Origin of the sequence: Pseudomonas sp. FSL R10-2189 (genome assembly GCF_009600325.1) — a bacterium.
Classification (GTDB): Bacteria; Pseudomonadota; Gammaproteobacteria; order Pseudomonadales; family Pseudomonadaceae; genus Aquipseudomonas; species Aquipseudomonas helleri.
This window is the reverse complement of sequence record NZ_WIVZ01000017.1, coordinates 103,176-114,689: the sequence shown is the minus strand read 5'-3', so window position 1 is coordinate 114,689 and position 11,514 is coordinate 103,176. Positions and strand designations below refer to the sequence as shown.

Annotated in this window: 10 protein-coding genes; 6 read left to right on the top strand and 4 right to left on the bottom strand. The window is 57.3% G+C overall.

Features of this window, described 5'->3' with window-relative positions; translation table 11 throughout:
* Positions 1-129: 129 nt before the first annotated feature.
* Positions 130-768, bottom strand: a complete 639-nt coding sequence (locus tag GHO32_RS14250) for a peroxiredoxin (protein ID WP_048371098.1) — start codon at positions 766-768, stop codon at positions 130-132.
* Between the two features lie 310 nt (positions 769-1,078).
* Positions 1,079-2,431: an OprD family porin gene (locus tag GHO32_RS14245; RefSeq protein WP_153336163.1), complete on the bottom strand. Its 1,353-nt coding sequence runs from the start codon at positions 2,429-2,431 to the stop codon at positions 1,079-1,081.
* A 498-nt stretch (positions 2,432-2,929) separates the two neighbouring features.
* Here GHO32_RS14245 and tauA point away from each other — a divergent pair, with 498 nt between their 5' ends.
* The 4 genes from tauA to tauD are packed head-to-tail and all read left to right on the top strand — an operon-like array spanning position 2,930 to position 6,451.
* Positions 2,930-3,910, top strand: a complete 981-nt coding sequence (gene tauA, locus GHO32_RS14240; protein WP_153336162.1) for a taurine ABC transporter substrate-binding protein — start codon at positions 2,930-2,932, stop codon at positions 3,908-3,910.
* A 27-nt stretch (positions 3,911-3,937) separates the two neighbouring features.
* Entirely contained in the window at positions 3,938-4,732 is a 795-nt protein-coding gene (gene tauB, locus GHO32_RS14235; RefSeq protein ID WP_153330245.1) for a taurine ABC transporter ATP-binding subunit, read from the top strand.
* Positions 4,729-5,562, top strand: coding sequence for a taurine ABC transporter permease TauC (gene tauC / locus GHO32_RS14230; protein ID WP_048371105.1), 834 nt, complete (start codon positions 4,729-4,731; stop codon positions 5,560-5,562). Before tauB ends, tauC begins: the two co-directional genes overlap by 4 nt.
* A gap of 55 nt (positions 5,563-5,617) precedes the next feature.
* Positions 5,618-6,451, top strand: a complete 834-nt coding sequence (gene tauD, locus GHO32_RS14225) for a taurine dioxygenase (protein ID WP_153336161.1) — start codon at positions 5,618-5,620, stop codon at positions 6,449-6,451.
* Between the two features lie 461 nt (positions 6,452-6,912).
* On the opposite strand, the gene GHO32_RS14220 is transcribed toward tauD, so the two are convergent.
* Together GHO32_RS14220 and GHO32_RS14215 are read right to left on the bottom strand one after the other, a co-directional pair.
* Entirely contained in the window at positions 6,913-7,557 is a 645-nt protein-coding gene (locus GHO32_RS14220; RefSeq protein WP_178113892.1) for a TetR/AcrR family transcriptional regulator, read from the bottom strand.
* A 114-nt stretch (positions 7,558-7,671) separates the two neighbouring features.
* Positions 7,672-9,048: a glutamine synthetase family protein gene (locus GHO32_RS14215; RefSeq protein ID WP_048371112.1), complete on the bottom strand. Its 1,377-nt coding sequence runs from the start codon at positions 9,046-9,048 to the stop codon at positions 7,672-7,674.
* 278 nt (positions 9,049-9,326) lie between these two features.
* On the opposite strand from GHO32_RS14215, the gene GHO32_RS14210 reads away from it, so the two are divergent.
* Together GHO32_RS14210 and GHO32_RS14205 are read left to right on the top strand one after the other, a co-directional pair.
* Positions 9,327-10,103, top strand: a complete 777-nt coding sequence (locus tag GHO32_RS14210) for a gamma-glutamyl-gamma-aminobutyrate hydrolase family protein (RefSeq protein ID WP_153336159.1) — start codon at positions 9,327-9,329, stop codon at positions 10,101-10,103.
* Positions 10,104-10,139: 36 nt separating this feature from the next.
* Complete coding sequence (locus GHO32_RS14205) at positions 10,140-11,498, top strand: glutamine synthetase family protein (RefSeq protein WP_048371116.1); 1,359 nt, start codon at positions 10,140-10,142, stop codon at positions 11,496-11,498.
* The last annotated feature ends 16 nt before the right edge of the window (positions 11,499-11,514 follow it).

Sequence of the window (11,514 nt, the reverse complement as noted above, 5' to 3'; positions counted from 1 at the left end):
TAGCACTTCCCCTTGCCGGGTGTGCGGGGGACTTTCACCCCTGAGTGAGCGCGCCCTGCCGGGCGCACCAAAAAAAAGGCCGTCGAAACGGCCAAAACCCTGTGACTTTGAAGGTGATGAATACGGTCGTTACTTGTTTGGCTGTGGCGTCAGGCGCAGGTAGGGCTTCACAGCGCGATAACCTTTAGGGAAGCGTTTGTTGATTTCGTCTTCGTCTTTGAGCGATGGCACGATCACCACTTCGTCGCCGTCTTGCCAGTTGGCCGGGGTGGCCACTTTGTAGTTGTCGGTCAGTTGCAGCGAATCAACCACACGCAGAATTTCGTTGAAGTTACGCCCCGTGCTGGCCGGATAAGTAATGGTCAGGCGGATCTTTTTGTTCGGGTCAATCACGAACAGTGAGCGCACGGTCAGGGTGTCGCTGGCGTTAGGGTGGATCAGGTCATAGAGGTCGCTGACCTTGCGATCGGCGTCGGCCAGGATCGGGAAGTTAACGACTGTGTTTTGCGTTTCGTTGATGTCGCCAATCCACTTGTGGTGCGAGTCTACCGGGTCAACCGACAGCGCGATGGCCTTGACGCCACGCTTGGCAAACTCATCCTTGAGCTTGGCGGTGAAGCCCAGTTCAGTGGTGCACACCGGCGTGAAATCCGCCGGATGAGAAAACAAAATGCCCCAGCTGTCGCCCAGCCAATCGTGAAACTTGATGGTGCCAGCGCTGGAATCCTGTTCGAAATCGGGGGCGATATCGCCAAGTCTTAGGCTCATGGTGCAGCTCCTTTTTTGTCGTGAGTGGCGGGGCGTGATGGGCTTACTCTGCCTGCTTCACGAACTAATTAAAAAGAATAAATATCGATTTAATTAGAACCAAAAGGAATACTAAAAACTGTTTCATTGGACGCGACAAAGCACCAGGTCCACTCTGGATTCAGGTTTAGGCAAGGGGAGCGGCAAGGAGCTGCGACTACTCAATGTGTTACGAATGAGCCGTCTGGCCTTCGGTAAACACCCTGCCCGGCATTGCGCCGGGCAGGATTTTTCTTACTTTTATGTCTTACTTTTTTTCGCTATAACCGACTTACAACAGTGGGATCGAGTAGCTCACGATCACACGGTTTTCGTCCTGGTTGCGCTGGCCAGCAATGGTGTTGCGCCACATGGCGTTTTTCCACATGAAGCCCAGGTTCTTCAGAGCACCTTCCTGAACAACGTAAGCCACGGTGATGTCGCGTTCCCACTCGGTCGCGCCATCGTTGTTTTGCTTGCCGCCGCTGTAGGTGTCGATGTTGTTGCCGCGCAGGTACACAGCACCGGCGGTCAGGCCAGGTACGCCAACCTTGGCGAAGTCATACGAGTAGCGTGCTTGCCAGGTACGTTCACCAGCACGGCCGAACTTCTGGATTTGCGAGTCGGTGATGGTGTAGTTCGACGAACCGTCGCCCTGGTTCAGCCAAGGGAAGTCACTGCTGCCGTTGCTGACCTGGTAGCCGCCACCGAAGGTGTGGCCTTCAACCGAGTACAGGAACAAGGCGCTGTACAGGTTGTTGTCGACTTCGCCTTTACCGTTTTTGGAAACGCTGTTGGCGTAGTTACCGTTGCTGAAGTACAGCGGGTCGTAACCGTTTTTGCCGTCGTTTTTGCTGTTGAAGTAGCGCAGGTCAGACTTCAACACGCCCGGGCCGATTGCCCAGTTGTGGACCAGGCCCAGGAAGTTCTGTTTGTAGAACTTGTCCAGGTTGCCGTAGTAGTACTGAACCAACAGGTCCTTGTTGATTTTGTAGTCACCACCGGCATAGACGAATTTGTTGCTGTTGGCTGTACGAGCGTTCGCACCACCAATGGACATTTGTTCGTTGTTGCTGGAGTTACGGCCTTTAACGTGCTCGATCTGACCGGCGATCAGGGTCAGGTCCTTGATCTCGTTGGAGGTGACCTGGCCACCTTCAAAGGTCTGTGGCAGCAGACGACCATCGTTATAGGAGATGACCGGCAGTTTCGGCATCAGGGTGCCGTAACGCAGTTCGGTCTGGGAGAACTTGGCTTTGGCAGTCACGCCCAGGCTTGAGAAGTCATTAACCGCTTTGCCGTCGGACTTGCTCGGGAACACAGTGCCGCCGTACGAGGTCGAGGTAGCGCCGTTGGTGCCGCCGCCCGAATCAAGACGTACGCCCAGCAGAGCGATAGCGTCCAGACCGAAACCCACAGTACCTGCGGTAAAGCCCGAGGTGTAATCCACCTGGAAGCCTTGGCCCCACTCTTCGTTCTTGCTCTGAGCACCGGAAGCTTTAGTGCCTGCGTCGCGGTTGTCGGTGTTGATGTAGAAGTTACGCAGTTTCAGCGTCGCTTTGCTGTCTTCGATGAACCCTTCAGCGCTCGCTTGTTGCGTCAACAAGCCGAGGGCTACAGCCACGGCAACGGTGGACTTCTTCATGGTGCTGCTCCTTTGAATTCTAATTTTTGTAGTTCTTTAGCCCGAAATCTGACGTCTCGGTGCTCCAGATGCGCGATTAGCGCCAGACAGTGACTGCCAAGTCAATCGTAACTTTTGAGGTTTACGACCTTTGTCTAGTCCTCTGCGGTGTGTGCGTAGGTTAAAGACTTTTTCATAAACCAAAAAAGAATTATTTCAAGATCCTTCATAACCTATTGGCATAACAAAGGAAATTTCCTACGTTCACGCCGGCGGATGCTATCGGCCTTTGGTCTTATTTATAAATAGATTTTTATGAAATTTTTAATAAGCGTTCATGTCGCGGTGCTGAAGCGATTTTCTGCGACCGGGAAAACCCATTAAAGCTCGTGCGCGCGCACGTAAAGAAGGATCAATAACTTCATAAGCTAATGCATAAAAGTTATTTATTTACTCATTCTTAGATCATTTAACCTCGCATCCAGCCAATTAACGGCCGCCAGCCGAGGATTCCCCCAGATGAAACTGAACACCCCCCTACGCCTTTTGGCTGCACTCTCTCTGGCCGGTGCCAGTTTCTTTGCGCAAGCGGCCAACGACGTAACCGTGGCTTACCAAACCACCGTTGACCCGGCCAAAGTGGCCCAGGCTGACGGCGTTTACGAAAAAGCCACCGACGCCAAAATCAACTGGCGCAAATTTGATAACGGTGCCGACATCATTGCTGCCATCGCCTCGGGCGACGTGCAAATCGGTTACCTGGGATCGAGCCCGCTGACCGCCGCCATCACCCGCGGTGTTCCGGTCGAAACCTTTTTGGTCGCCACCCAGATCGGCGGCGCTGAAGCTCTGGTAGCCCGCAACGGCTCGGGCATCAACAGCCCACAAGACCTGGTAGGCAAAAAAATCGCCGTACCGTTTGTATCGACCGGCCATTACAGCCTGCTGGCAGCGCTGAAACACTGGAACATCGACCCGTCCAAAGTGACCATCCTGAACCTCGCACCACCGGCCATTATCGCGGCCTGGAAACGCGGTGATATCGACGCCACCTACGTGTGGGACCCGGCACTGGGTGTGGCCAAAGACAGCGGCAAAGTGCTGATCACCTCTGGCGAACTGGGCAAGCTCGGCGCTCCCACCTTTGATGCCTGGATTGTGCGCAAGGACTACGCGGCCAAGCACCCGGAAATCGTCAAGGAATTCGCCAAAGTTACCCTGGATGCCTACGCCGACTACAACAAGGACCCTAAAGCCTGGGTTGCCAACCCAAGCAACGTCGCCAAGGTAGAGAAGCTCTCCGGCGCCAAGGCCGCTGACATTCCTGGCCTGCTGGAAGGCAACGTTTACCCGGTAGCGGCTGAACAAAAAGTGCTGCTGGATGCACCGACCACCAAAGCCCTGACTGACACCGCCGCCTTCCTGAAAGAGCAAGGCAAGGTCGACGCAGTGCTGCCGGATTACGCACCGTCAGTGACCGCCCAGTTCGTCACTCAATAACCTACACCAACTGAGGAATCGACCGTCATGGCCTTGTTATCACTGGAGCGCATCAGCGCACAGTACCCAGGCGCAGCTGAGCCGGTGCTGTCGGATATTTCCGTCAATCTCGGACCTCAGCAACTGCTGGTCGCACTTGGCCCTTCGGGCAGCGGTAAAACCTCGCTGCTCAACCTGATTGCCGGTTTTGTTGAACCTAGCGCCGGGCGCATTACCCTGGATGGCGCCCCGGTCAAAGGCCCGAGCGCCGAACGCGGCGTGGTGTTTCAAGACGACGTTTTGCTGCCTTGGCAAGACGTGTTGGCCAACGTGGCTTTCGGCCTGGAACTGGCCGGCGTGGCGCGCAACAAACGCGAAGCGCGTGCCCGTGAAATGCTCGCGCTGGTGGATTTGTCGGGCTTTGAAAAACGCCGTGTGTGGGAGCTGTCCGGCGGTCAACGCCAGCGTGTGGGCCTGGCCCGTGCCTTGGCGGCCGACCCGCGTGTGCTGCTGATGGACGAACCCTTCGGCGCCCTTGATGCGTTCACCCGTGAACAGATGCAAGAGCTGTTGCTGCAAGTGTGCAAACGCACCGACAAACCGGTGTTCCTGATTACCCACGACATTGAAGAGGCCGTGTTTTTGGCCACGGATCTGATTCTGTTGGCGCCCAACCCTGGCCGTATTGTTGAGCGCCTGACCCTGGATTTCGGTCAGCGTTATAACGCTGGCGAGTCCGCTCGCTCGATCAAGTCCGACCCCCGCTTTATCGAAACCCGTGAGCACGTGCTTGAGCGCGTGTTTTCACAACGTGGTGCCGCCCAGCGGCAGGAGCGCGCATGAGCAGTTATGAAGTCGCCGCAGCCCCCGTTGCTGCACCTCACGCGCCGCGCCCGGCAAAGCGCAGCCTGAGCACACGCTGGATCAGCGTGCTGACCCTCGCCACCTTGATCCTTGCCTGGTGGGGCGTGACCGCCGCCGGCTTGATCGAACCGCTGTTTTTACCGCCACCGTCTGCCGTGCTGGAAAAAGGCTGGTTGCTGGCGACCAAAGGCTACATGGATTCCACCCTGTGGCAGCACTTGAGCGCGAGCCTGAGCCGTATCGGCCTGGGGCTTGGCTTTGCGATTTTGACAGCCGTGCCGGTGGGTATTGCCATTGGCCATAACCGCATTGCGCGGGGCATTTTCGACCCGCTGATCGAGTTCTACCGCCCGATCCCGCCGTTGGCTTACTTGCCGCTGATCGTGATCTGGTGCGGCATTGGCGAGCTGTCGAAAGTGCTGCTGATTTACCTGGCGATTTTCGCCCCGATTGCGATTGCGACCGCCACCGGCGTGCGTACCGTCGACCCGGCCAAGATCCGCGCCGCACAGTCGTTGGGCGCCACGCGCTGGCAGTTGATCCGCCATGTAATTATGCCGAGCGCCTTGCCGGATATTTTGACCGGTATCCGCATTGGCCTCGGGGTCGGCTGGTCGACGTTGGTTGCGGCAGAGCTGATCGCCGCCACCAGCGGCCTGGGTTTTATGGTGCAGTCTGCCGCACAGTTTTTAGTCACGGATGTAGTGGTGCTGGGCATTCTGGTGATTGCCATCATTGCCTTCGCCATGGAAATGGGCTTGCGCGCCCTGCAACGCAAACTGGTGCCGTGGCACGGCCAGGTTCACTAATTACACCGAATATCACACGACGCCGACCCATCGGCGCGCTGCTAGCGAGACGACCATGAGCCTGACCGTTACCCCCATTAGCTCTGCCCTTGGCGCCCAGATTGACGGCGTTGACCTGACCCAACCACTGAGCCTGGAACAGCGCGATGCCATCGAGCAGGCGTTGCTTCAACACCAGGTGATTTTCTTCAAAAACCAGGTCATTACCCCGCAACAGCAAGCGCGTTTTGCCGCCAACTTTGGTGACCTGCACATTCACCCGATTTACCCCAACGTACCGGAACAGCCTGAAGTGCTGGTGCTGGACACGGCCGTGACCGACGTACGCGACAACGCGGTGTGGCACACCGACGTGACCTTTTTGCCAACCCCGGCACTGGGCGCGGTTTTGAGCGCCAAGCAACTGCCGGCCTTCGGCGGCGATACCTTGTGGGCCAGCGGCATCGCGGCCTTTGAGGGCTTGTCCAAGCCGCTGCAAGTGCTGCTGGACGGCCTGACCGCCACGCACGACTTCACCAAGTCGTTCCCGCTGGAGCGTTTTGGCTCTACCCCCGAAGACCTTGCGCGCTGGGAACAGACCCGCAAAAACAACCCGCCGCTGTCCCACCCGGTGGTGCGCACGCACCCGGTGAGCGGGCGTAAATCGCTGTTCGTCAACGAAGGCTTCACCACCAAGATTAATGAGCTGTCAGAGGCCGAAAGCGACGCGATTTTGAAGTTGCTGTTTGCCCACGCCACCAGCCCTGAATACACCATCCGCTGGCGCTGGCAGGAAAACGACGTGGCCTTCTGGGACAACCGCGTCACCCAGCATTACGCCGTGGACGACTACCGCCCTAACCGTCGTGTGATGCACCGCGCGACCATTTTGGGTGATGCTCCGTTCTGATTTGAAAGCGGCGTACATCCTTTGCCCCTCACCCCAGCCCTCTCCCGAGGGAGAGGGAGCTTTACCGAGGTGTTTTCAGATTCAGTGCATGGCTTGCAGGCCGCAGAACATCGACAACCTCCCCCAATCGGTTCCTTCTCCCTCCGGGTGAGGGAGCTTTACCGAGGTGTTTTCAGATTCAGTGCATGGCTTGCAGGCCGCAGAACATCGACAACATCCCCCAATCGGTTCCTTCTCCCTCCGGGAGAGGGAGCTTTACCGAGGTGTTTTCAGATTCAGTGCATGGCTTGCAGACCGCAGAACATCGACAACATCCCTCGATCGGTTCCTACTCCCTCCGGGAGAGGGAGCTTTACCGAGGTGTTTTCAGGTTCAGTGCATGGCTTGCAGGCCGCAGAACCTCTATACCATCCCCCAATCGGTTCCTTCTCCCTCCGGGAGAGGGCTAGGGTGAGGGAGCTTTACGGTTGTCGTTTTGGCAAAAACGGCGGCAGGTATAACCCCAAATACGCATCCACCACGCGCAGGCCTTCTTCGGCCATGCGCGGGGTGATGCTGTCGTGCAGCTGGATCGAGCGTGCATACACCCGATCACCCAGTTCCATTGCCAAGGCGAATACGTCGACGTCCTGCGGCAGTACCGGCAATTCAAAATGGCGCATAAACAGCGCGTGCAGCAGTTGCCCCAGTTCCAGGTCGTGCTGACGGTCTGCCCGGGTGACTTCGGTAAGGCCGTGCTGCGCCAGGATCAGTTGCCGGGCCGCTGCGTCTTCGCTGTAGATAGTCATCATGCGCTGCTCGACCACCCGCGACAGATCACGCCAGGTCGTCAATGCGTCGTGGTCGATGGGCGCTTGCAGGCAGGCGCGGAAAGCACCGTGCACATCCTCGGTCAGCGCTTCGAGCAAGGCCGGCACGCTGGCGAAAAAGTGATACACCGATGACGGCGGGATGCCCGCATGCTCGGCCACGCTGTAAATCGACAGGCTGGCGACGCCCTGTGTCGCCAGCAAGGTCCGGGCGGCGGCAAGGATCGAATCAATTCGGCCCTGGCTACGTGCGCGGGGTTTGCGAGGGGTGGCTCGTGGTGTGGCGAGGCGCGTCATGGGTGTCTCCTGCGGGGCTGCAGGCATTGTACGAGCCGGGTTAACCGATTGCACAGCGCAAAAAAAACGCCACGGGCGGTAAAACCCGTGGCGTTTCTTGAGTACTGCAATCGCTTATACGGTATGCAGGTACCAGTTGTATTCGAGGTCGGAGATGGAGTGTTCAAACTCTTCCAGCTCGCTCTCTTTACAGGCCACAAAAATATCGATGTATTTGGGATCGATGTATTTGGCCATGACCTCGCTATCGTCCAACTCACGCAGTGCATCACGCAGGTTGTTCGGCAGGCTTTGCTCGTTTTGCTCGTAGGAGTTGCCTTCTACAGGAGCACCCGGTTCGATTTTGTTGGTCAGACCGTGGTGAACACCGGCCAGCACAGACGCCATCAGCAAGTACGGGTTGGCATCGGCACCGGCAACCCGGTGTTCGATACGCACGGCATCGGAGGAACCAGTCGGTACGCGGATCGCTACCGTACGGTTATCCAGGCCCCAGCACGGCGAGTTCGGCACATAGAACTGTGCGCCGAAACGACGGTAGGAGTTGACGTTAGGGCAAAGGAACGCCATCTGCGCCGGTAGGGTCTCGAGCACACCGCCGATCGCGTGACGCAATGCGGCGTTCTGCTCGGGATCCTCGCTGGCAAAAATATTTTTGCCATCTTTGTCCAGAATCGAAATATGGACGTGCAGCCCGTTGCCTGCCTGGCCTGGGTAAGGCTTGGCCATGAAGGTGGTGTCCATCTCATGGTCGTAGGCGATGTTTTTGATCAGACGCTTGAGCAGTACCGCGTAGTCGCAGGCCTTGATAGGGTCGGCAACGTGGTGCAGGTTCACTTCGAACTGCGCCGGGGCACTTTCTTTAACGATGGCGTCAGCCGGAATGCCTTGCTCTTTGGCACCTTCCAGAATGTCCTGGAGGCAGTCGACGTATTCGTCGAGGTCGTCGATCAGGTAAACCTGTGTCGAGTGCGGGCGCTTGCCGGAAATCGGGGAGCGTGGAGGCTGTGGGCGACCGTTTACGTTCTCCTGGTCGATCAGGTAGAACTCCAGCTCAAAGGCTGCGCAAATGGTCAGGCCAAGATCGTCAAATTTGGTAACAACTTGACGCAGTACTTCGCGCGGATCGGCGAAGAAAGGGTCACCTTCAAGTTCGTGCATGGTCATCAGCAGTTGCGCGGTTGGGCGCTTTTGCCATGGCTCGTTGCACAGGGTGTCAGGGATTGGATAACAGATTCGGTCTGCGTCGCCGATGTCCAGACCCAAGCCGGTGCTTTCCACCGTTGAGCCATTGATATCCAGAGCAAATAAAGAGGCAGGCAAGTTGATGCCCTTCTCGTAAACCTTGTGGAGGCTGGTGCGTTCGATGCGCTTACCGCGCACCACACCATTCATATCCGCAATTAGAAGGTCTACGTACAGAACCTCAGGATGATCCTTAAGGAACGCGTTCGCTTCGTTAAGCTGAACGGCACGCGGGGGTACCGACATGATGCAACACCTTTGTTGTTAAAAATATCAATCATTGAGCGCTACGGGTTTCAGTCAACCCGAACGGCATACCGAAGTCAAGCAACCTATTTTTTGCCCCAAAAAAGCGCTTGAAGGGCATTTTTGACGCTTTTTAGGGCGAATTTCGCCCTTATATCGCTTCACTACCCGCAGGCTTGAGCGGGCCGTGTTGTATTTTTTACGGGGGTGTTGTGTAAAAAAATGAACGAGGCTAAGCTCGATTCAAACCCATAACAGCAATAATACCGGGGTGTTACATGTCACGCCTGCCGATAATCGGCGTCACCGCCTGCACCAAGCAGATCGGTTTGCATCCTTATCACATCACTGGCGATAAGTACGTGCGAGCGATCGCGGTGGCAGCCAAAGGCTTGCCTCTGATCCTGCCGTCACTGGCAGAACTCATTCAACCGTCCGATATTCTGGACGGTCTGGACGGCCTGCTCTTTACCGGGTCACCCTCCAATATCGAACCGCATTTGTATCACGGCCCGGCCAGCGCGCCAGGCACGCTGCATGACCCTGAACGTGATCGCACCACCCTCCCCTTGATTCGCGCCGCACTGGCAGCCGGCGTTCCGGTGCTCGGCATTTGCCGAGGGTTTCAAGAATTAAATGTAGCCCTGGGTGGCTCACTTCACCAGAAATTGCACGAAGTCGAAGGCTTCATAGAGCACCGTGAAGACCTGAGCGCACCGCTTGAGGTGCAGTACGGTCCCAGCCATGCCATGCACGTTCAACCGGGCGGCGTGCTGGCGGGTTTGGGCCTGCCGAGCGACTTCGACGTCAACTCGATTCACACCCAGGGCATTGACCAGTTGGCCCCGGGGTTGCGCATTGAAGCCACGGCACCGGACGGGCTGGTAGAAGCGGTCTCGGTAAAAGACGGCAAGGCTTTTGCTTTAGCAGTTCAATGGCACCCCGAATGGCAGGTAAGCTCTAACCCGATTTACCTCGCAATCTTCCAGGCATTCGGAGATGCCTGCAGACGGCGCGCACACCAACGCGACGCCGATGCGTTAGTAAACGCCTGACTTATTCAAGTCAGGAAACTCAGCCCAGAGGCATTTATGAGTAACAACCTCGACCAGCTCACCGATTGGTTGAAAGACCACAAGATCACAGAAGTCGAATGCATGATCGCCGACCTTACCGGCATTGCCCGCGGTAAGATCTCGCCGACCAACAAATTCATTGCCGAAAAAGGCATGCGCCTGCCCGAGAGCGTATTGCTGCAGACCGTTACGGGCGACTACGTCGAAGACGACATCTATTACGAACTCCTCGATCCGGCCGACATCGACATGGTCTGCCGTCCCGATCAGAACGCCGTCTATGTTGTGCCCTGGGCCATTGAGCCAACCGCTCAAGTGATTCACGACACCTACGACAAGCAGGGCAACCCGATTGAGTTGTCACCGCGCAACGTGCTGAAAAAGGTCCTCAAACTCTATGCCGACCACGGCTGGCAGCCGATCGTGGCGCCAGAAATGGAGTTTTACCTGACCAAGCGCAGCGAAGACCCGGACTACCCGTTGCAGCCGCCGGTTGGCCGCTCGGGCCGCCCGGAAACCGGCCGTCAGTCCTTCTCTATTGAGGCGGCCAACGAGTTCGACCCGCTGTTCGAAGACGTGTACGACTGGTGCGAGCTGCAAGAGCTGGATCTGGACACCCTGATCCACGAAGACGGCACCGCGCAGATGGAAATCAACTTCCGTCATGGCGATGCCCTGTCGCTGGCCGACCAGATCCTGATTTTCAAGCGCACCATGCGCGAAGCGGCGCTCAAGCACGACGTGGCCGCCACCTTTATGGCCAAGCCCATGACCGGCGAGCCGGGCAGCGCGATGCATTTGCACCAGAGCATCATCGACATCGCCACGGGCAAAAACATCTTCTCCAATGAAGACGGGACCATGAGCCAGCTGTTCCTCAACCACATCGGCGGGTTGCAGAAGTTCATCCCTGAACTGCTGCCGCTGTTTGCACCGAATGTGAACTCCTTCCGCCGCTTCCTGCCTGATACCTCAGCGCCGGTTAACGTGGAATGGGGCGAAGAGAACCGCACCGTCGGCCTGCGCGTACCGGATGCCGGCCCGCAAAATCGCCGCGTCGAAAACCGTTTGCCGGGCGCCGATGCCAACCCGTACCTGGCCATCGCGGCCAGCTTGCTGTGTGGCTACATCGGCATGGTCGAAGGCATCAACCCAAGCGCGCCTGTAGTAGGCCGCGGCTATGAACGCCGCAACCTGCGCTTGCCGTTGACCATCGAAGACGCTCTGGAGCGGATGGAAAACAGCAAGACCGTCGAGAAGTACCTCGGCACCAAGTTCATCACCGGTTACGTCGCCGTCAAACGTGCCGAACATGAGAACTTCAAGCGCGTCATCAGTTCGTGGGAGCGGGAATTCCTGCTGTTCGCCGTCTGACACGCCGGGAGCCGCA

Bases quoted from the DNA above. Each gene is read 5' to 3' on its own strand.
- GHO32_RS14210 (WP_153336159.1), top strand. From the start codon at position 9,327: ATGTCACGCCTGCCGATAATCGGCGTCACCGCCTGCACCAAGCAGATC.
- tauB (WP_153330245.1), top strand. From the start codon at position 3,938: ATGGCCTTGTTATCACTGGAGCGCATCAGCGCACAGTACCCAGGCGCA.
- tauC (WP_048371105.1), top strand. From the start codon at position 4,729: ATGAGCAGTTATGAAGTCGCCGCAGCCCCCGTTGCTGCACCTCACGCG.
- GHO32_RS14215 (WP_048371112.1), bottom strand. From the start codon at position 9,048: ATGTCGGTACCCCCGCGTGCCGTTCAGCTTAACGAAGCGAACGCGTTC.
- GHO32_RS14220 (WP_178113892.1), bottom strand. From the start codon at position 7,557: ATGACGCGCCTCGCCACACCACGAGCCACCCCTCGCAAACCCCGCGCA.
- GHO32_RS14245 (WP_153336163.1), bottom strand. From the start codon at position 2,431: ATGAAGAAGTCCACCGTTGCCGTGGCTGTAGCCCTCGGCTTGTTGACG.
- GHO32_RS14205 (WP_048371116.1), top strand. From the start codon at position 10,140: ATGAGTAACAACCTCGACCAGCTCACCGATTGGTTGAAAGACCACAAG.
- GHO32_RS14250 (WP_048371098.1), bottom strand. From the start codon at position 768: ATGAGCCTAAGACTTGGCGATATCGCCCCCGATTTCGAACAGGATTCC.
- tauA (WP_153336162.1), top strand. From the start codon at position 2,930: ATGAAACTGAACACCCCCCTACGCCTTTTGGCTGCACTCTCTCTGGCC.
- tauD (WP_153336161.1), top strand. From the start codon at position 5,618: ATGAGCCTGACCGTTACCCCCATTAGCTCTGCCCTTGGCGCCCAGATT.